A 19,573-nucleotide genomic window follows, 5' to 3' on the forward strand; every position below is an offset into this window, starting at 1 on the left:
GGCTCACACCCGGCGTTGCCTGGAACGAAAATGACGACAAGTACAGGAGATGCAGTGCCAGGTGGAAGTCGTGAGAAGTGGAATCCCTACGAAGACAAGGCCTTGGCTCGGATTGCTGTTGACATGCTGGTCAACGCATTGGAGCGGTCTCAGTCAACGCAATCATTCTTGTCGGACTCGCTGGTGGCTGAGTTGCGCGGAAGGTGTGAGGCTGACGCGCAGGCGTATCTCAAGGCCATGATCTTCCGTGACGGGATGGCGCCCAACCTGTCGAGCAGAAAATTTGCGGTCGACCTCAATCGCGGGGGTGACAGCTACATCAAGAGTGTGGCCTACTACGACAAAGATATTCGTCCGGGTGTGAATCATGAGAATGTCCGGGTGGACCTGCTTTTCGAGGATGGGGCATGGCATGTTGATCGTTGGACACGAGAGCGCTGATTGACCGCGACCTTCAGTCGGACTCACGCTTCCTCGCGACTGGTCCTGTGTTCTGTCGGGATGACAGGATTTGAACCTGCGACCCTTCGCTCCCAAAGCGAATGCGCTACCAAGCTGCGCCACATCCCGTGATCGCTCGCGCGACCAGGTAAGAGAGTACCCGTGGTGAGGACCCCGACTACGCCCGCGTCGATGTGAGCCCTCCGGCTCCGGCCCGGCTCGAACGGGCGGCCACCCTCACCATCGCGGGTAGGTCGCGTCCTTACCGGGTAGACGCGACTTGGGCGGAGTCGGCACCGACGGTACGGTCGCTGCCGCGGAGCGGGCAATCGCTTTTCCGCGGGGCGGGCAGCGCGGGTGAGTCGGAACTACTGTTCACCGCATGGTCCTGAGCAGTGACGCGGGTGCCGGCTACCTCATCCGGCGGCTCGAGGACGGCGACGCTCGAGCGCTCGCCGACGTGCACGTCCGCGTCTGGAAGGCGACCTACCCCGGCCTGGTGGACCGCGTGAAGCTCGACGCCCTCACCGTGGCGGACGGGACGGAACGCTGGCAACGGATCATCGGCGGGCTGGATCGTCAGGAATCGGAGGGCGTCCGTACTCGCTGCGCCGTGCACACGGCGACGGGGAGGATCGTCGGTTTCGCGACGGGCGGTCCCGCGCGCGACGTGGGCGCACCGTCGACCACGCAGCTCTGGTCCCTGAACGTCCTACCGGGCGACCACGGCACGGGAGTGGCGGCGGACCTCCTGGACGCGGTGATCGGGGAGTGCGGGGCGTACCTGTGGCTGGCGACGGGCAACGCCAGAGCGCTCGCCTTCTACCGCAAGCACCGGTTCGAGCTCGACGGTGCCGTCCAGGTCGACGAGGAGTGGTCGTGTCACGAGTCGCGGATGGTCAGACCTGACCTTTGTTAACGACTCCGAGTGCTTTGGCAAACTGATCTGATGACGAGAACGCGCGCCGTGCTGCTGCTGGCCTCCCTGCTCGCCACGACGGCGCTCACCGTGGTCCTCGGGACCACCGACACCTCGGCCCCGCTCACCTACCCCAGCCGCTTCCTCATTTGGAACCTCTTCCTCGCGTGGATCCCGATGGTCTTCGCCGTCGGCTTCGCGACGGTCCGCAGCCGGTGGGCGCTCGTGCCGCTCGGCCTCGGCTGGCTGGCCTTCCTGCCCAACTCGCCGTACCTGGTGACCGACCTCGTCCACCTCGGCGACGACGAGAACATGTGGCGGCACGTGCTGCAGTACGGCTTCGCCGCGTGGACGGGGATCCTGCTGGGCGTCGTCTCGATGCTCCTGGTGCATCGCCGCCTGCAGCGGGAGTTCGGCGCGCGCTGGGGGTGGCTCGCCGTCGTGCTGTCGGTGGGGCTGTGCGCGATCGGGGTGGTGATCGGCCGGTTCCAGCGGTGGAACTCGTGGGATCTGGTGACGCGGCCGGACGCCGTCGTGATCGCGACGCTCGACTGGGTGACCTCCCCGTTCTCCTACGTCCAGTCCACCGGCGTCGCGGTCGCAGTGGCGGCGTTCTTCGGGCTCGCGTACCTGACCATCTGGTCGCTCACCCCGCCGGTCTCGGCCCCGGCCGGGAACGCGGCGGAACGCGACTGAGCGGCGTACCGTCGGTCCCGTGTACCTGGAGCGTTTCGTCGCGCACGGCTATCTCGATGCCGATCGCGCCGCTCGTCTGAGCTGGGAGAGCTCCCGGTACGCCTCGAGGATCTACCTCATCGTGGGCGAGCGGCGTCTGCTGGCGCAGAATCTCTCGCTCTGCTGGGACGATCTCGGCGTAGGGCCGGGGACGCCGATCGCGGTCGAGGTGACCAGCGGGAACAGTCATCTCCTCGACGACGAGCAGCGGGCCATCGCGGGCTTCGCGGATCGCTTCCGCGAGGCGCTCATCCCGCCGGAGCCCCGACGCCCACGGCGCGGCTTCTTCCGCCGCGGCCGCTGATCGGTCGCCGCGCCTCAGCCCTGGAAGAGTTGCAGCGCCGCGTCGACGGCGTTGTACAGCCCGTACAGCAGCGGGATCGTGACCAAGGTCCACGTCACGACCAATTGGACGGGGTGCCGTCCATCGGATCCGGTGTCGGTCATCGGGTCTCCTTGGGTGCGTGCGCGGCGTCGACCGCATCGACGACGGTGCCCTGCTCGTGCCACCGTTGGGCGACGGGGCGGATGGCGAGGTTCGCGAGGAAGCCGACCACGAGCACGCCGACCATGATGTAGAGCGCGAGGTGGTAGTCGGCCGCCTCGAGCGGGATCGCCTTGCCGGCCCCGTCAACGCGATCCTTCTTCGAGTCCAACACCCGGTTGACGATGAGCGGGCCGAGCACGCCCGCCGTCGACCACGCGGTCAGGAGCCGGCCGTGGATCGCGCCCACCTGGTAGGTCCCGAACAGATCGCGGAGATAGGCGGGCACCGTCGCGAAGCCGCCGCCGTAGAACGAGATGATCACCGCGCAGAACAGCACGAACAGCGCCGTCGACGTGGCGCCGATGGTCGCGAGCCCGAGGTACAGCAGGATTCCGCCGCCGAGGTAGACCATGTACGTCGGCTTGCGGCCGATGTAGTCCGACGTCGTCGACCAGCCGAGCCGGCCCGCCATGTTCGCGACCGACAGCAGCCCGACGAAGCCGGCGGCGACGGTCGCGGTGACGGCGGAGACGCCGGTGTCGTCGCGGAAGAAGTCCTGGATCATGTCGGCGGCCTGCTCGAGGATGCCGATGCCCGCGGTCACGTTGCACAGCAGCACGATCCACAGCAGCCAGAACTGCGGCGTCTTGATCGCGTTGGCCGCGGAGACGTTCCCGGCACTCACCATCGCCTTGGAGGTGACGGTCGCGGGATCGAAGCCCGAGGGAACGTAGCCGGGCGCGGGAACGCGAATGGTGAAGACTCCCATCATCATCACCACGAAGTAGACGATGCCGAGCGTGATGAACAGCTTGGTCACCGCGCTGCCGCCGGCCTCGGCGCCGCCGTAGAACTTCATGAGTTCCTTCGACATCGGCGAGGCGACCATCGCGCCGCCGCCGAAGCCCATGATCGCCATGCCCGTCGCGAGCCCGGGCCGGTCGGGGAACCACTTCATCAGGGTGGACACGGGCGAGATGTAGCCCAGCCCCAGGCCGATGCCGCCGACCACGCCGTACCCGAGGTAGACGAGCCAGAGCTGGCCGGTCGCGATGCCCGCCGCGGCGATGAGGAAGCCCGCGCCCCAGCAGCTCGCGGCCGTGAACATGGTGCGCCGCGGCCCGACCCGGTCCACCCAGGTGCCGAAGACCGCCGCCGAGAGGCCGAGCATGACGATGGCGATGGAGAAGACGATGCCGATCATCGTCTTGTTGGTGTCGAAGTGTTTGACCAGCGCGTCCTTGTAGACGCTCGTCGCGTACACCTGCCCGATGCAGAGGTGGATCGCCAGCGCCGCCGGAGGGATCAACCACCGGTTGTAGTTCAGCGGTGCGACGGAGTGCTCTCGGTCGAGGAAGGACAACGCGGCCACGGCGCGACGCTAGCAGTCGGACGATGCCCGACGGTGCCGGTCGGAGAAGTTAGGTCCGTCAACGTACGAGCGGGTCGCGCCCGGTCAGGAGCGCGGCGAGCACGTGCGCGTGGCTGATGCCCTCCGCCTTGGAGGCGGTGAGCAGCGTGACCGGCCCTGCGTCGACCCGGGCCTGCAGCCCCTCGAACGCCGCGGCCGCCTCGGGTTCGGCGAGCTCGGCCCGGTACCGCTCGACGAACTCGGGGTACTTCGCCGGATCGTGCTCGTACCACTTCCGCAGCTCCGTGGACGGCGAGATCTCCTTGCACCACTGCGCCAGATCGGCGCGGTCCTTGCTGATCCCGCGCGGCCACAGCCGATCGACGAGGATCCGCTCGCCGTCGCCCGCCGCCTCCGCCTCGTACACCCGCTTGACCCGGACCATCACCGTCGCCCCTTCCTCCACACCGTCGCCCGCGATCGTCCGCGCGCGATGGAGGACATCCTCCAGCATGGACGGTGTGAGCCGCCCGGTGAAGGTGTTGTGCTGGCTCACGTGGAAGCAGCCGAGGACGGCGAGCGTGCGACCGTCGGGATGGACGAGGTCCACGCGGGCGCCGTGTCCGAACGCGGGCCGCGGCCTCGGGATGCGCCAGCCGCCGTCGGCGAGCACGGAGAACAGCGCCTGCCAGCCGAACGCGCCGAGGACCACGGCCACCCGGGTGCGGGGGAGCAGCTCGAGTTCGCGCGCGAGGAAGGGCGCGCACGCACGGCGCTCCGCCGGCGTCGGCTTGTTCTCCGGCGGCGCGCAGCGCACGGGCGAGCTCATCCGAACGTCGAACAGCTCCATCCCGTCGTCGATCGCCACGGCCCGCGGCTGATTCGCCAGGCCGACGGCGTGCAGGGCGGCGAAGAGGACGTCGCCGCTGCGGTCGCCGGTGAACATCCGGCCCGTCCGGTTCGCGCCGTGCGCCGCGGGCGCGAGGCCGACGATGAGGATGCGCGCCTCCACGGGGCCGAATCCGGGCACCGGTCGTCCCCAGTAGTCCTCGTCGGCGAACGCGGCGCGCTTGATGCGGGCGACCTCCTCACGCCACGCGACCAGGCGCGGGCATGCCCTGCACGTGCGGATCAGGGTCTCGAGTTCCGGGATCGTCCGCGCGCCGTTCGCCGCCGACGGTGCCGCCTCCGGCACGGTCACGCGGGCTCGCCTGGACATGCTCCAAGACTAGGCGGGATGCGGAGCATCCTGCTCCGGATATGGGCGAGGCCGGTGGCACCTGTAACGCGCCCCGGCCTCTGTTTCACTGAGCGGTTTACAGTCACGCTCACGAACTTGTTCGAAACTGTATCAGACGGCGCTCCTTTGTTCCAATTCGTTGCGCCGGTCCGCGGGTGTCAGAGGCGCGCGTAGGTCTCGATGTCCTCGGAGAACTCGGCCGCGACGGCGGGGGAGACGGTGGCCCGGGTGGCGCCCAGGGCGGCCAGGTAGTCGTCGGTGCTCAGCTCCTCGGTGCGGGCGCCGTCCGGCGCGTCGAGCGCCCGCGCGAGGGCGTCCTGCGAGGCCCGGCGGGCCGCGTACTCGATGTCGGCGGGCGTCATCCCCTCACTGGCCGCAGTGAGTGCGGCGATGTCCACCGTGCCGACCACGTGGTCGGGGATGTAGCGGCCCCAGATGGCGGAGCGGGCGTCCGCGTCCGGCAGACCGATCGGCATGACGTAGTCGAAGCGCCCGTGCCGCAGGAAGGCGTCGTCGAGGGCGCGCACGAAGTTGGTGGCACACACCAGCAGCCGCCCCTCCTGGTCGCGGAACTCGGCGACCTGCTTGAGCAACTCGTTCGTCACGCCCTGCGTGGGCGACGGGGGATCGCCGCGTCGATGCGACGCGATCTCCTCGACCTCGTCGATGAACACCACCGCGTGCTCCAAGGAGGCGATCGCCTCGAACGCGGAGCGCAGCGCCCCGGCGAGACCGCCGGGGGAGTCGGCGAGCCGGGACGGGAACAGCTCGACGAAGGGCCAGTCGAGGCGCGAGGCAACGGCTTTCGCGAAGGTGGTCTTCCCGGTCCCGGGCGGGCCGAAGAGCATCACCGCGTGCGGGGGCATGACGCCGAAGCGCTCGGCCATGTCGGGCCGGGCGAGCGGGGTCACGAGGCGCTGCTCGAGCATCTCCTTCTCCCGCCGCATCCCGCTCACGCGGTCCCACAGCTGGCGCGGCAGCAGTCGTCCACCGACCTCCTTGAGCAGGTCCAGTTCTCGGCGCTGCACGGGCATGGGCCGCTCCAGGTAGCGGACCGGATCGCGCACGACGAAGCCGTTCTTCGAGAGTGCGGCGGAGGCGTCGTCGTCGCCCGCGGTGAGCACCGACAGCTTGCCCAGCCCGAGCGGCGCCATGCGTCGTTCCAGTGCGTCGAGCACGAGCCCCGCGACGGCCGGATCGGTATCGGGCGCGACGTCGAAGAAGACGATCCAGCCCTGGGCGTGCGCCGCACGGCCGACGGCGACCGCCACCACGCGATCGCCCTCCGTCGCGACCATCGCGTGGTCCTGCTGGCACGAGGCGATCACCTCCGCCATGGAGTACACCGGCGGCGTTCCGCGGTGGTAGGCGGCTTCCCAGAGCCGGACGATGGTGTCCAGGTCGTCGTCGTGGAACTCGCGGATGTGGGCCGTCATGCACGCAGTGTGGCATGCATCACAGATCGATGCTCAGCGGTTTTGCGGCCGCACCCGCACCGTGCCGGAGGTGGTCAGGCGTCGAGCGTCGAACCCGCGGGCTGCGCGACCCTGCGGATCCAGACCGTCGCCGCGAGCGAGATGAGCGCGGTCGCGACCAGGTACCCCGCCGCCGTCCACGGCGCACCGTCGGCCCCGTGGATGAGGGCGGTGAGGATGAGGGGAGTCAGGCCCGAGGCGTAGATCCCCGAGAACTGGTAGACGACCGACAGCCCTGTGTACCGGACCTCGGTGGGGAACAGGCTCGCGAAGAACGTGCCCTGCGCGGCGTAGAAGACGCCGTGGATCAGGCCGAAGACGATGACCAGGCCGACGGTGAACCACACGATCGACGCCGTGCCGAACAGTGCGAACACGGGGAAGACGGCGAGCCCGTAGAGCAGCACGCCCGTCCCGTACACGCGCGCCGGCCCGATCCGGTCCGCGAGCATGCCCGCGAACGGGATGACCACCGCCATGACCAGGGCGGCCACGGTGACGGCGAGCAGAACGTCCACCTTGTTCATCGCGAGGGTGGCCGTGGCGTAGGTGATCGCGAAGACGCCCCACGTGTTGAACGCGCTGCCCTCGGCCCACCGCGCGAGGCAGCCCGCGATCGTGTTGCGGCGCAGCACCGGATCGCCGAGCAGCTGGCGCAGGGGAGTGCGGGTGGTGTCGAGAGTGGCGCGCGCCGCCACGAAGGCGGGCGTCTCGTCGACCGCCAGCCGGACGACGATGCCGATCACCACCAGCACGATCGAGACCGCGAAGGCGATGCGCCATCCGAACCGGAGGAACTGGTCGTCGTCGAAAACCGTTTGCAGCAGGGCGAAGACGGCCGTTCCGAGCCCGAGGCCCAGCGCGAGGCCGACCTGCGGGACGGCGCCGAAGCGGCCCTTGCGACCCTCGGGCGCGTGCTCGACGGCGAGCAGCACCGCACCCGCCCACTCGCCGCCAAGGGCGAAGCCCTGCACGATCCGCAGGAGCAGCAACAGGATCGGCGCCAGGATGCCCACCTGGCCGGCGGTGGGCAGCGCGCCCATGAGAGCCGTCGCGACGCCCATCAGCAGCATCGTCAGCGCGAGCGTCTGCCGGCGGCCGATGCGGTCGCCGATGTGCCCGAAGACGAGGCCGCCGACGGGGCGCATGACGAAGCCGACGGCGAAGGTCACGAAGCTGAGCATGGTGCCGACGAAGGAGCTCGCGTCGGGGAAGAAGAGCTTGTTGAACACCAGCGACGCGGCGGTCGAGTAGAGGAAGAAGTCGTACCACTCCACCGTGGTGCCCAGCAGCGACGCCGCGATCACCCGCCGCAACTGCGAGCGGTCGGGGGCGGACGGGGAGGGCGCGTCGTCGACGGTGGCGGTACTCACCGACCGGAAGCTATCCGCGGCCGGCGGTACCTGTCACCGGTTGTGCTCGCGGTGACCGCAATCGGGTCAGTACGCGGAGCTCCGGTTCGCCGCGGCCCAGCCCCGCTCCACGTCCGACTGCGCGGGTGGCGGCACGAGGCCGTTGATCATCCACATCTCCTCGCTCGTGTCGTCGACGTGGAACTCCCACTGCAGGTCCGGGTGTCGCGCGAGCGAGGGGGCGACCATCGCGCGGACCCACTCGGCGATCCGGGTGCGGCTCGCCGAATCGGATGCGTGCCGGGCGATGTGGTCGATGGAGATGCGCACCGCGGTCGGCGCGCTGACGCCGCCGATGAAGAAGTTCTCCCGCGCGACCTCGTGGAACAGGACGACGACGTAGAAGCGGGGCAGGCCGATGGCCGCGTACTGATCGGTGATCGCGGCGGCCAGGGCCTCCTTCTCGGAGGGGGTGAAGACGCCGGGGGTGTGGTGGATGTTCCAGAGCGGCATGACGGTTCCTCGGTCTCGATGCGGTGTGGGGTCAGGCGGGCGTGGGGAAGGCGAGGGCCTCGACGGGGCCCGACAGCGCCGCCTTCGTCGCGGCGGTGATCTCGTCGGCGAGGACCTCGACGTCGCCGGCCTCGACACCGTCGAGGATCGCCGCGGCGATCGCGGCGGGCGTCGCCTTGGGCAGGGGGATCGCGGACACCATGTCGGTGTCGATGAAGCCCGCGTGCACGCCGACGACCTGGGTGTTCTGGGCGGCCAGCTCGGCCCGCAGGGAGTTGGTGATCGACCACGCGGCGGCCTTGGAGGCGCCGTACCCGCCGGAGCCGGCGAGCCACGACAGCACCGAGTGCATGTCGACGAGGGCGCCTCCGCCGTTCGCCGCGAGGACGGGCGCGAACGCCCGCGCCACGCGCAGCAACCCGAAGGCGTTCACGTCGAACATCGCCTCGATGTCGCGCGGATCCCCGGTGACGAGCGGGGTGGGCGTCATGATCCCCGCGTTGTTGAAGACGATCTCGGCGTCGGACGCGAGGCGTGCGAGCGCCTCGGCGGACTCGGCAGAACGGACCTCGAGCTCGACCGGAACGACCTCGGGGCGGGGATCGGTGAACGGCCCGCGGCCGGTCGCATAGACCTTCCGCGCCCCGCGGGCCAGCGCACCGTCGACCAGTGCGGCCCCGAGGCCCCGTCGGCCTCCCGTGACCACGACGACGGCGTCCTTGATGGCGACCATGGCGACTCCTTCTGAGTAATGACTACGTTAGTCAGCTTGATTCAAGCATCGCCGCCTGACTAACGCAAGCGTTAGTTATGATCGGGGCATGGAGTTCGAGGAGCGGCTGCGGGACCGGGGTAGGTGGGCGATCGGCGACGGCTGCTCGGCCGCGCGCACGCTGGACCTGCTCAGCACGAAGACGGTCTTCCTCGTCGTCCGCGAACTGCTCTACGGCACGACGCGGTTCGACGATCTCGTGAACCGGACGGAGACCTCCGCGCCCGCGGTCTCGCGCGCGCTCAAGCAGCTCGCCACGGCGGGCCTCATCGCGGCGACCGAATACCGCGAGCCGGGGGCGCGTGCCCGCGCCGAGTACCGGCTCACCGCCGCGGGGCAGGATCTGCTGCCCGTCTTCCTCGCGCTGATCCAGTTCGGCGACGCCCACCTGCAGCCCGACGGTGCGCCCCTCGTCTTCGTGGACGCGGAGTCGGGAGAGCAGGTGCGCACCCGGCCCGCCGCCGGCGGGGTGGAAGTGTCCGCGGACGGTATCGAGATCCGGCTGAACCCGGATCGGTGGGGTGCGCCGGACGTCAGCCCAGCAACTTCCGCCGATCCGAGTGCAGGAACGTGACCAGCGTGATGGCGCCGCACAACAGGCCCGCCACGAGGATCACCTGCGGGCCGGTGACGAAGGACCCGATGACGCCGCCCACGGCTGCTCCGAGGACGAAGCCGACGTAGACCAGCGCGTAGCCGAGCCAGTCGAAGACGGTGCCGTTGCCCGTCGCGTGCCGCTCGATGCCCTGGCCGAGCTTGACCAGCGTGCCCGTCACGTACGACAGGGGCACCGAGACCTCGCCGTTCTTCGTGAACGAGGTGTTCAGCGCGCCCAGCGAGAAGGTGATGATGAGGATGGGTACGAAACGCACTTCGGGCTCGTCGAAGCCGTCCAGGGCGAAGTCCGTCGCCGAGGCGATGAGGAGTCCCGCGGTGGTCAGGACCGTCGGGCCGTGCGGGTGGTTGTGCCAGAAGTAGCGGCGGCAGATCGACGCGACGACCACGCCGGTCACGAAGGCGACGATGAGGGCCGTCGCGGCGAGTGCGCCCGCGCCCGGGATCTGCTGCGCGTCGGACGCCTTGAACCACGTGAGCACCGCGCGTTCGGTGTTACCCGTCATGAAGGTGACGAAATACCCCGCCGAGTGCAGGAAGGCGACCGCGCCGACCATGCCGGCCATGCCGGCGAGGAGCCAGGACAGGCGGGCGTCGGGGCCGATCGCGGCGTCCCGGGAGACGACCGGGCGGGGCGGCTGCTTCGTGGGCTGTTGCTCCGTCGAGGTGGTCATTCCCCATGGTTACCGACGGGAAGCATCCTTCGCCGTGCGCCCGCACCGATTCACATTCGCACCTCGGTGGGAGGCACATCACAATGTGTGCACGGCGGCGGTCAGGCGGGCGGCAGGTCCGTTGCGAGGAAGTCGCGTTGGAACAGGCCCATGAGCCGCGCGTCCCGGTACTCGCCGTTCGAGAAGTACTGCTCGCGGAGCAGCCCCTCCTCGGCGAACCCCAGCTTCTCGTAGACGTGCGCGGCCTTCTCGTTGGCGACATCCACGTAGAGATACACCTTGTGCAGGTTCAGGATCCGGAACGCGTAGTCGAGCGCCTTCCGAGTGGCCGGCGCCGCGTAGCCCTTGCCCTGCGCGGACGGGGCGACGATGATCTGGAACTCGCAGTTGCGGTGGATGACGTTGATCTCGACCAATTCCACCAGGCCCACCGGCAGCCCGTCGTACTCGATGATGAAACGCCGCTCGCGCTCGTCGTGGATGTGCCGCTCGTAGATGTCCTCGAGCTCGGCCAGCGCGTCGAAGGGCTCCTCGAACCAGTACGACATCACCGCCCGGTCGTTGAACAGGCCGTGCACGAACCGCAGGTCCGTGCGCTCCATGGCGCGCAGCTTCAGTTCCACCACCTCAGGGTAGAACGATCCCGCCCGCGTCGTGCCGAACCGCCGGCCGCCGCTCGGCGTCCGACGGGGCGTTCGGCGTCGCGCGGGTGCGACTACGCGGCGAGGCCGATGCCGAGAAACAGGACGGCGAGGAATGGCGCCGTCCCTTGGATGGCTGCGGCGCGGAGCTTGGTCCGGTCCGACAGGGCGAGGACGAGCGCCGCCGCGAGCATCGAGCCGACGCCCACGAGCACCAGCGTCGCGCCGACGGCGCGCTGCGCGCCGAAGAGCGCGATCCCCAGGAACACGGCGATCGCGAGGAAGAGGTTGTAGAAGCCCTGATTGAACGCGAGCGGGCGGGTGATCTCCGCAGTTTCCGGCGTCGTGCCGAAGGTCGCGCGGGACCGCGGCGAGGTCCACGCGATCGATTCCAGGTAGAAGATGAAGCAGTGCACGAGCGCCGCAACGGCGGCGAGGACGAGTCCGACCACGATCATGCGCTCATCATGGCCGATCGCCGGGCCGCCCGGGCCCTCGGCACCCCCGCCCGGGCTGTCAGGGGCCGGGCACCGTCGCGTACGCTGATCCGAGTGCCGTGGGCCCGACGGGGTCCCGTGCTGCCCGCAGGAAACCGCACATCAGGCGGCCCTCCTGCTGATACCAACCCGAGGAGAACGAGTGAAGAGCACCGTCGAGCAGCTGAGCCCGACTCGCGTCCGCCTGAGCGTCGAGGTTCCCTTCGACGAGCTCGCGCCCGATTTCGAGCGCGCCTACGCGACGCTCGCCGACCAGGTCAACATCCCCGGCTTCCGCAAGGGCAAGGCCCCCGCGAAGCTGATCGAGGCGCGCGTCGGCCGCGACGCCGTGCTCTCGCAGGTGATCAACGACGCGCTGCCCGGCAAGTACAGCCAGGCCGTCCTGGACTCCGAGATCAAGGCCCTCGGCCAGCCCGAGATCGACATCGACAAGCTCGAGTACGGCGAGGCCTTCTCGTTCACCGCCGAGGTCGACGTGCGTCCCGAGATCACGCTGCCCGAGTACTCGTCCATCGAGGTCGAGGTCCCGTCGCTCGAGGTCACCGATGCCGACATCGACGAGCAGATCGAGGGCCTGCGCGCCCGCTTCGGCACCCTCAAGGGCGTCGACCGCGCCGTCGAGACCGGTGACTTCATCACCATCGACCTGTCGGCGACCGTCGACGGCAAGGACGTCGAGGACGCCAAGACCACCGGCCTGTCGCACGAGGTCGGCTCCGGCAACCTCATCGACGGTCTCGACGAGGCCGTCGTCGGCCTGAAGTCGGGCGAATCCAAGGAGTTCACGACCACCCTCGTCGCCGGCGAGTTCGCGGGCCAGGAGGCGGACGTGACCGTCGTCGTCGACTCCGTCAAGGAGCGCGAGCTGCCCGAGCTGGACGACGAGTTCGCCCAGCTCGCGAGCGAGTTCGACACCGTCGACGAGCTGCGCGCCGACCTGCGCCAGCGCGTCGAGCAGAACAAGAAGCTCGGCCAGGCCGCGGACATCCGCGACGCCGTGCTCGACAAGCTGCTCGAGGCCGTCGAGGTGCCGCTGCCCGAGGCCGTCGTCAAGGAGCAGGCCGACGCCAACGTGCACGACGTGCTGCACCAGGTGGGCCACAACGAGGAGCTCCTCGAGACCGCGCTCAAGGCGCAGGGCACCACCCGCGAGGAGTTCGATACCCAGGCCCGCGAGTCCGCCGAGAAGCAGGTCAAGGTGCAGCTGCTCCTCGACGCGATCGCCGACGCGCAGGACGTGCAGGTCGACCAGCAGGAGCTGCAGGAGCACATCCTGTTCCAGTCGCAGCGCTACGGCATGCAGCCCGCCGAGTTCATCCAGCAGATCCAGCAGGCCGGCCAGCTGCCCGCCCTCTTCCAGGAGGTCCGTCGCGGCAAGGGCCTCGCGGACGTGGTCCTCGAGGTCGCGGTCAAGGACGCCGACGGCAACGTCGTCGACACCAAGGAGCTGTTCGACCGCGAGGACGCCGGCGAGGCGCTCGCGGAGGAGGCCGCCTCCGAGGAGGACGTGGTCGCCGAGGCCGAGGAGATCACCGCCGAGGCCGACGAGAAGTAGAACCCCGCGGAGCGCCCCGCAGCCGATCCGGCTGCGGGGCGTTTCTGCCCTCAGCGGAGCCGAGCGTGCCGGGGGACGGTTCGGTCGGTTCCGTTCGTTACTGTCGATGTCAGAAAGAAAGGCAGGGAGCAGCGGATGAACTCCAACCCCACCATGCGGGCCGGAATTGCCGGCCTGAACCTCAACGATTCGGTGTACAGCCGCCTCCTGGAGTCGCGGATCATCTTCCTCGGCAGCGAGGTGAACGACGACATCGCGAACCAGCTCTGCGCACAGATGCTGCTGCTGTCCGCGGAGGATCCGACCAAGGACATCAACCTCTACATCAACTCGCCCGGCGGCAGCATCTCCGCCGGCATGGCGATCTTCGACACCATGGAGTTCGTGGAGTGCGACGTCGCGACCTACGCGATGGGCATGGCCGCCTCGATGGGTGAGTTCCTGCTCGCCGCGGGCGCCAAGGGCAAGCGCTACGCGCTCCCGCACGCGCGGATCATGATGCACCAGCCGTCCGCCGGCATCGGCGGCACCGCCTCCGACATCGCCATCCAGGCGGAGCTGTTCCGCAAGACCAAGGTGGAGATGAACCGGCTCAACGCCCAGTTCACCGGCCAGCCGATCGAGCGGATCGAGTCCGACGCCGACCGCGACAAGTGGTTCACGGCCGAGGAGGCCCGCGACTACGGCTTCGTCGACCACGTCGTCAGCCGCGCGAGCTCCGTCAAGTAGCGAGAGGACACTTCCATGACTGAGGGTTACCCCACCACGATGTCGGCCCAGGGCCTGCACGTCCCCGCCACCGGCCGCTACGACGTCCCGTCGTTCATCGAGCGCGCGGCGAACGGCAACGAGCGCGTCACCAACCCGTACTCGAAGCTGTTCGACGAGCGCATCATCTTCCTCAAGAACCAGATCGACGAGGTCTCGGCGAACGACGTGATGGCCCAGATCCTGGTGCTCGAGTCGCAGGACCCGGACCGCGACATCACGATCTACATCAACTCGCCCGGCGGCAGCCTCTACGACGCCCTCGGCATCTACGACACGATGCAGTACGTCCACTGCGACGTGGCGACGGTGGTGCTGGGCACCGCGGCCTCGGCCGCGGCGATCCTGCTCGCCGGCGGCACCCCGGGCAAGCGCGCCGCGCTCCCCAACTCGACGGTGCTCATCCACCAGCCCCGCACGGGCGGTTCGATGCGCGGCCAGGTCTCCGACCTGGAGATCCAGGCCGCGGAGATGGAGCGCGCGCGTAACCGCCTCGACGAGATCCTGGCGGGCCACACGGGCCAGACCGTCGAGACGATCCGCAAGGACACGGACCGCGACAACATCCTCACGGCCGACCAGGCCAAGGAGTACGGCATCGTCGACACGGTGTTCCCGTACCGCAAGGCGTCCGCGAAGTAGTTCCAGCAGGACACCGGGGGTCGCGACACGCCGCGTGAGCGGGTTCCGCGGCCCCCGGTGCCACCTCTAGCAAGCTATTCATATCGGTCGCCGGGACGGAAGTTCGCGGGTACCGTCGACAACAGACCCCACCTGCTGAGCAACGCGGCAGGCGAGTCATCGGCAAGGGAAGTAGGCACAGGGCATGGCACGGATCGGGGACGGCGCAGACCTGTTGAAATGCTCTTTCTGCGGAAAGAGCCAGAAGCAGGTCAAGAAGCTGATCGCGGGTCCCGGCGTGTACATCTGCGATGAGTGCATCGACCTGTGCAACGAGATCATCGAAGAGGAACTGGCCGAGACCAGTGACGTGAAGCTGGACGAGCTGCCCAAGCCCGTCGAGATCCGCGACTTCCTGGACAACTACGTCATCGGCCAGGACTCCGCCAAGCGGAACCTCGCCGTGGCCGTCTACAACCACTACAAGCGCATCCAGGCCGGCGAGCGCAAGGACGCGCGCGGCGAGGCCGTGGAGCTGGCGAAGTCCAACATCCTCATGCTCGGCCCCACCGGCTGCGGCAAGACCTACCTCGCGCAGACCCTGGCGAAGATGCTCAACGTGCCCTTCGCCATCGCCGACGCGACGGCGCTCACCGAGGCCGGCTACGTGGGCGAGGACGTCGAGAACATCCTCCTCAAGCTGATCCAGGCCGCCGACTACGACGTCAAGCGCGCCGAGACCGGCATCATCTACATCGACGAGGTCGACAAGATCGCCCGCAAGAGCGAGAACCCGTCGATCACCCGCGACGTCTCCGGCGAGGGCGTGCAGCAGGCCCTGCTGAAGATCCTCGAGGGCACGCAGGCCAGCGTCCCGCCGCAGGGCGGCCGCAAGCACCCGCACCAGGAGTTCATCCAGATCGACACGACGAACGTCCTGTTCATCGTGGCCGGCGCCTTCGCCGGACTGGAGAAGGTCGTGGGCGACCGGATCGGCAAGCGCGGCCTCGGCTTCGGCAACGAGGTGCGCACCAAGGCGGAGGTCGACACCGTCGATCACTTCGCCGACGTGCTGCCCGAGGACCTCATCAAGTTCGGCCTGATCCCCGAGTTCATCGGCCGCCTGCCCGTCATCGCCTCCGTCTCGAACCTCGACAAGGAGTCGCTGGTCTCGATCCTGTCGGAGCCGAAGAACGCGCTCGTCAAGCAGTACCAGCGCCTCTTCGAGATGGACGGCGTGGAGCTCGAGTTCGACGAGGACGCCCTCGGCGCCATCGCCGACCAGGCCATCCACCGCGGCACGGGTGCCCGCGGCCTGCGCGCCATCATGGAAGAGGTCCTCAACCCCGTCATGTTCGACATCCCGTCGCGCGACGACGTGGCTAAGGTCGTCGTCACGGGGGAGACGGTGCGCGACAACGTGCTGCCGACCATCGTGCCCCGCAAGCGTTCGCGCGACGAGCGTCGCGAGAAGAGCGCGTAACCCGCGCGTCGACTGCGCCCCCGGCCGAATCGGCCGGGGGCGCAGTCGTTTCCGATCGCCGATGGCGGCGCAGGGGTCACCGGGCGCGCTGCACCCGCGTCTCGTGCCAGACGGGCTCCGGGGCCTCGCGCACGGCACCGTCGGAGCCGAAGACCAGGAACCGGTCGAAGGAGCGCGCGAACCACCGGTCGTGCGTCACCGCCAAGACCGTGCCGTCGTACGCCTCCAGCGCGTCCTGCAGCGCCTCGGCACTCTCCAGGTCCAGGTTGTCCGTCGGCTCGTCGAGCAGCAGGGCGGTGCTCCCGGCGAACTCCAGGAGCAGCACCTGGAAGCGTGCCTGCTGGCCGCCCGACAGGCTCTCGAAGCGCTGGTCGGCCTGCCCCTGCAGCTCGTACCGGCGCAGCGCCGGCATCGACCGGCCGAGGTCCGCCGCATGCTCGTGCCGGAGGATCTCGACGAGCGTGCGGCCCTGCAGTTCCGGGTGCGCGTGCGTCTGGGCGAAGTGCCCCGGCACGACGCGGGCGCCGAGCGTCGCGTCGCCGGTGTGCGCCACCTCCTCGCCCGCGAGCAGCCGCAGGAAGTGCGACTTCCCGGAACCGTTCGAGCCCAGCACCGCGACCCGCTCGCCGTAGAAGACCTCGAGGTCGAAGGGCTGCATCAGGCCCGTGAGCTCCAGGTTCTTCGCCGTGACGGCCCGCACGCCGGTGCGGCCGCCGCGCAGCCGCATGGTGATCTCCTGCCGCCGGGGCGGCTCGGGCGGGGGACCGGCCTCCTCGAACCGGCGCAGTCGGGTCTGCGCCGCCTGGTACCGCGACGCCATCCCGTCGTTGAACTTCGCCTGCTCGCGTAGGGTCAGCACCAGCTTCTTGAGTTGCTGGTGCCGCTCGTCCCAGCGCCGGCGGAGCTCGTCGAACCGCGCGAAGCGCTCGTCGCGCGCCCGATGGAAGGTCGCGAAGCCACCGCCGTGCACCCACGTGTCCGAGCCGCCGGGCGCGGGCTCCACGGCGACGATCCGCGTGGCCGCGCGGGAGAGCAGCTCCCTGTCGTGGCTGACGAAGAGCACCGTCTTCGGCGTCTGCCGCAGCTGCTCCTCGAGCCACTCCTTGCCGGGCACGTCGAGGTAGTTGTCCGGCTCGTCGAGGAGTAGGACCTCGGCGTCGCCGCGCAGCAGTGCCTCCAGCGCCAGCCGCTTCTGTTCACCGCCGGACAGCGAGGTCAGGCCGCGCCACTGCGCCCGGTCGTAGGGGACGCCCAGTGCGGCGACGGTGCACGCGTCCCACAGCGTCTCGGCGGCGTAACCGCCCGCGTCGCCCATTCGGCGAGCGCCGTGGCGTAGCGGATCTGATTGGCATCGCCGTCGTCGTCCATCAGCGTCAGCTCGACCGCGTCCAGCACCTGCGCGGCGGACTGCAAGCGCGGCGCGGCCACCGACAGCAGCAGGTCGCGCACCGTCCGGTCGTCGCGCACCGAGCCGATGAACTGCGGCATCACCCCGACGCCGCCGCTGGAGGTCACGGTGCCGCCGTGCGGCTCCAGCTCGCCCGCGAGCAACCGCAGCAGGGTGGTCTTGCCGGCGCCGTTGCGGCCGACGAGCGCGGCCACCGCGCCGTCGCCGATCCGGAACGAGACGTCGCCGAGGAGCGCCCGCCCGTCGGGCAGGAAGTACTCCACGTGTGTCGCCTCGAGATGTCCCATTCGTCCTATCCTGCGGGGGGACGGGCAGGGGCGCTACCTGTTTTCCGCCGCGGCCGACTGGGCCGCCACGCCGTCGAGGACGGCGCCGAGCGCGGTCAGGCCGGCGACGGGGCCGTGCGCGGACCGGTACCAATCGAGGGGAGCGGTGACGGTGCCGCCCCAGGTCCCGACCCATCCGCGCAGGTCGCCGAAGGCGTGCGCGTACGGCAGTGCCCGCTCGAAGAGCAGCGCCCGCTCGGCCGGCGGCAGCGCGCCGACGTTGGTGGCGACCAGGTACTGGCGCATCCCGCCGACGCCCGCAGCGAGCCGGCTGCCCGCGACGGTGCGGTCCGGCAGGAGGAGCGCCGCCACCGCCAGGCCCAGCCCGACGATCATGACCGCGACGGCGTACAGCACCGTCAACCCGGCGAAGGCGCAGATCAACGCTGCGATCGCGCCCACCCCGGCGACGGCGAAAGCCGGCGCGGTCCGTCGTGCCCGGCCGGCGCCGCGGAGCCAGCCGCGCGCGGTGACCGATTCCCGCACCGCGCCGCGGGCCGCGGCCAGCTCGACGCGGCGCGCGCCGCCCGCCAGCTCGCCGGTCGTGGTGGACTCGGCACCGTCGGGCAGGATCGCGTCGACGACGGCGCGCTCCGCCGGGGTGACGTCGCCGTCGAGCGGGGTCCGGCGCGAGATCTGGAAGTCGCCGCCGGGGAGCTCGGCGATCCACAGGTAGCCGCGCACGGCGAGGTCGAGCACCGTCGCCCCGACGTCGGAGGCGTGCACGCGCCCGTCGAGCAGGGCCCCGACCTGGCCGGGGAGCACCCCGTCGGGCGAGGCGAAGGCGACGGCCGCGGTCCCTCCGTTCGCGACGACCGAGCCGGTGGTGACCAGCAGGTCGGCGGTCGGTCCGACGGAGCCGGTGGCCGCGTCGTCGGCCCGCCGCCGCAGGAACGCGAAGCCCGCGACCGCCAGCGCGAGCACGGTGGCCACCGACAGCGCGATGAGCGCGGGCGCGCTGCGTTCGGCCGGCGGCGCGGACGCGCCCGTGAACCGCGCGTCCGCGGCGACGGTGCCCGCCGGGAGCAGCACCGTGAACACGGCCACGCGTCCCTTCGCGAGTCCGTTCTGCTGCATGGTGACCCGGCCCGTGGCGGCCGTCTCGGTGAGCGTGCACAGGCGGCGCTCCCCGGTGCGTCCGATGCCGCAGAGCGGCGAATCGGGCTTCGGGCTGGGGGAGACGAAGCTCGCCGTGAGCGTCGTGATGTCGGCGGCGTACCCGGCCGCGAGAGGCCAGGTGAGTTGCTGCAGTTCGGGGCCGTTCTCCACGGAGCCCCGCACGGTGTAGCCGACCTTCGTGGTGCCTCCGGGAGCGGAGACCTGCAGCGCACCGTCGGCGACGGTGGCGGTCCCGTTCTCGGCCTTCACATCAGCGACGGTGTAGTGCTGGGTGCGGTCGCCCTCGACGGGGACGTCCAGCGGGAGCCGCTGGGCGACCGCCCGCCCGGTCGGCGCGGTGATGACGGTGCTCACGACGAGGGCCCCGTCCTCGCGGAGGTCCAGAGCCACGTCGACGGTGATCCCGTCCGGCGCGGGGCTCGCCGGTGCCGCCCCGAGCAGCATCACGAGCGCCACCGTCGCCGCTGCCGCCAGGGCCCGCGCCAGCGGTCGAGCCGCCTTTCCCCTGTCCTCCCACATGTCTCGGTACAGTAACCGAAACCAGGGGGTGGAGAGGGGGACCGGCGTGGGGAATCCACAGG

20 protein-coding genes, 1 tRNA gene and 2 pseudogenes are annotated in these 19,573 nt (G+C 70.0%); 9 read left to right on the forward strand and 14 right to left on the reverse strand.

The features are described 5' to 3' along the window. Nucleotides 1-123 precede the first annotated feature (123 nt). Nucleotides 124-441: a hypothetical protein gene (locus LB823_RS04240; RefSeq protein WP_224645527.1), complete on the forward strand. Its 318-nt coding sequence runs from the start codon at nt 124-126 to the stop codon at nt 439-441. A 55-nt stretch (nt 442-496) separates the two neighbouring features. On the opposite strand, the gene LB823_RS04245 is transcribed toward LB823_RS04240, so the two are convergent. Beyond that, nucleotides 497-570, reverse strand: a tRNA-Pro gene (locus tag LB823_RS04245). Between the two features lie 253 nt (nt 571-823). Here LB823_RS04245 and LB823_RS04250 point away from each other — a divergent pair. From LB823_RS04250 to LB823_RS04260, 3 genes are read left to right on the forward strand one after another with little or no spacing between them, the layout of a single operon-like run. Beyond that, complete coding sequence (locus LB823_RS04250) at nt 824-1,360, forward strand: GNAT family N-acetyltransferase (protein WP_224645528.1); 537 nt, start codon at nt 824-826, stop codon at nt 1,358-1,360. A 30-nt stretch (nt 1,361-1,390) separates the two neighbouring features. Further along, nucleotides 1,391-2,056, forward strand: coding sequence for a DUF1361 domain-containing protein (locus tag LB823_RS04255; RefSeq protein WP_224645529.1), 666 nt, complete (start codon nt 1,391-1,393; stop codon nt 2,054-2,056). A 19-nt stretch (nt 2,057-2,075) separates the two neighbouring features. Beyond that, a complete protein-coding gene (locus LB823_RS04260; RefSeq protein WP_224645530.1) occupies nt 2,076-2,399 on the forward strand; it encodes a hypothetical protein in 324 nt (107 codons plus the stop codon). A gap of 14 nt (nt 2,400-2,413) precedes the next feature. Here the strand turns inward: LB823_RS04260 and LB823_RS23660 are convergent, their stop codons facing one another. From LB823_RS23660 to LB823_RS04295, 8 genes and pseudogenes are all read right to left on the reverse strand, one after another. Next, complete coding sequence (locus LB823_RS23660) at nt 2,414-2,542, reverse strand: hypothetical protein (protein WP_255602921.1); 129 nt, start codon at nt 2,540-2,542, stop codon at nt 2,414-2,416. Beyond that, the gene (locus LB823_RS04265; protein WP_224645531.1) at nt 2,539-3,954 is read right to left on the reverse strand and encodes an OFA family MFS transporter; all 1,416 of its coding nucleotides are present in this window, start codon (nt 3,952-3,954) and stop codon (nt 2,539-2,541) included. Before LB823_RS04265 ends, LB823_RS23660 begins: the two co-directional genes overlap by 4 nt. Before the next feature lie 58 nt (nt 3,955-4,012). Next, nucleotides 4,013-4,378 (reverse strand): DUF488 domain-containing protein, encoded by a 366-nt coding sequence (locus tag LB823_RS04270; protein WP_224645545.1) that lies wholly within the window; start codon nt 4,376-4,378, stop codon nt 4,013-4,015. Nucleotides 4,379-4,408: 30 nt separating this feature from the next. Beyond that, nucleotides 4,409-5,152: pseudogene (locus LB823_RS04275) on the reverse strand (uracil-DNA glycosylase); the annotation flags it as partial. A 179-nt stretch (nt 5,153-5,331) separates the two neighbouring features. Then, nucleotides 5,332-6,609, reverse strand: a complete 1,278-nt coding sequence (locus tag LB823_RS04280; protein ID WP_224645532.1) for an ATP-binding protein — start codon at nt 6,607-6,609, stop codon at nt 5,332-5,334. A gap of 74 nt (nt 6,610-6,683) precedes the next feature. Next, nucleotides 6,684-8,021: an MFS transporter gene (locus LB823_RS04285; RefSeq protein WP_224645533.1), complete on the reverse strand. Its 1,338-nt coding sequence runs from the start codon at nt 8,019-8,021 to the stop codon at nt 6,684-6,686. Between the two features lie 66 nt (nt 8,022-8,087). Continuing rightward, on the reverse strand, nt 8,088-8,513 hold the full coding sequence (locus LB823_RS04290) for a tautomerase family protein (RefSeq protein ID WP_224645534.1): 426 nt from the start codon (nt 8,511-8,513) through the stop codon (nt 8,088-8,090). Nucleotides 8,514-8,544: 31 nt separating this feature from the next. Next, nucleotides 8,545-9,246 (reverse strand): SDR family oxidoreductase, encoded by a 702-nt coding sequence (locus LB823_RS04295; protein WP_224645535.1) that lies wholly within the window; start codon nt 9,244-9,246, stop codon nt 8,545-8,547. Nucleotides 9,247-9,334: 88 nt separating this feature from the next. Between LB823_RS04295 and LB823_RS04300 the strand changes: the two genes are divergently transcribed. Next, nucleotides 9,335-9,859: a helix-turn-helix domain-containing protein gene (locus LB823_RS04300; RefSeq protein WP_224645536.1), complete on the forward strand. Its 525-nt coding sequence runs from the start codon at nt 9,335-9,337 to the stop codon at nt 9,857-9,859. On the opposite strand, the gene LB823_RS04305 is transcribed toward LB823_RS04300, so the two are convergent. From LB823_RS04305 to LB823_RS04315, 3 genes are all read right to left on the reverse strand, one after another. Continuing rightward, entirely contained in the window at nt 9,819-10,574 is a 756-nt protein-coding gene (locus LB823_RS04305) for a YoaK family protein (RefSeq protein WP_224645537.1), read from the reverse strand. The two genes, LB823_RS04300 and LB823_RS04305, sit on opposite strands and share 41 nt — an antisense overlap. Nucleotides 10,575-10,675: 101 nt before the next feature. After that, a complete protein-coding gene (speG, locus tag LB823_RS04310) occupies nt 10,676-11,197 on the reverse strand; it encodes a spermidine N1-acetyltransferase (protein WP_374201270.1) in 522 nt (173 codons plus the stop codon). Between the two features lie 92 nt (nt 11,198-11,289). Beyond that, a complete protein-coding gene (locus LB823_RS04315; RefSeq protein ID WP_224645538.1) occupies nt 11,290-11,673 on the reverse strand; it encodes a DUF1304 domain-containing protein in 384 nt (127 codons plus the stop codon). Nucleotides 11,674-11,854: 181 nt separating this feature from the next. Between LB823_RS04315 and tig the strand changes: the two genes are divergently transcribed. The 4 genes from tig (at nt 11,855) to clpX (ending at nt 16,139) form a co-directional block, all read left to right on the forward strand. Further along, complete coding sequence (tig, locus tag LB823_RS04320) at nt 11,855-13,267, forward strand: trigger factor (RefSeq protein ID WP_224645539.1); 1,413 nt, start codon at nt 11,855-11,857, stop codon at nt 13,265-13,267. A 135-nt stretch (nt 13,268-13,402) separates the two neighbouring features. Next, a complete protein-coding gene (locus LB823_RS04325; RefSeq protein WP_224645540.1) occupies nt 13,403-13,996 on the forward strand; it encodes an ATP-dependent Clp protease proteolytic subunit in 594 nt (197 codons plus the stop codon). Nucleotides 13,997-14,011: 15 nt separating this feature from the next. Further along, on the forward strand, nt 14,012-14,677 hold the full coding sequence (locus tag LB823_RS04330) for an ATP-dependent Clp protease proteolytic subunit (protein WP_304941264.1): 666 nt from the start codon (nt 14,012-14,014) through the stop codon (nt 14,675-14,677). Nucleotides 14,678-14,861: 184 nt separating this feature from the next. Beyond that, entirely contained in the window at nt 14,862-16,139 is a 1,278-nt protein-coding gene (clpX, locus tag LB823_RS04335; protein ID WP_224645541.1) for an ATP-dependent Clp protease ATP-binding subunit ClpX, read from the forward strand. Nucleotides 16,140-16,215: 76 nt separating this feature from the next. Here the strand turns inward: clpX and LB823_RS04340 are convergent. Beyond that, nucleotides 16,216-17,834: pseudogene (locus LB823_RS04340) on the reverse strand (ABC-F family ATP-binding cassette domain-containing protein). Nucleotides 17,835-17,867: 33 nt separating this feature from the next. Beyond that, nucleotides 17,868-19,511, reverse strand: a complete 1,644-nt coding sequence (locus LB823_RS04345) for a DUF2207 domain-containing protein (protein ID WP_224645542.1) — start codon at nt 19,509-19,511, stop codon at nt 17,868-17,870. Nucleotides 19,512-19,573 lie beyond the last annotated feature (62 nt).

The sequence above is a fragment of the Tsukamurella sp. M9C genome (assembly GCF_020169415.1).
In the GTDB taxonomy this organism is placed as follows: Bacteria; Actinomycetota; Actinomycetes; order Mycobacteriales; family Mycobacteriaceae; genus Tsukamurella.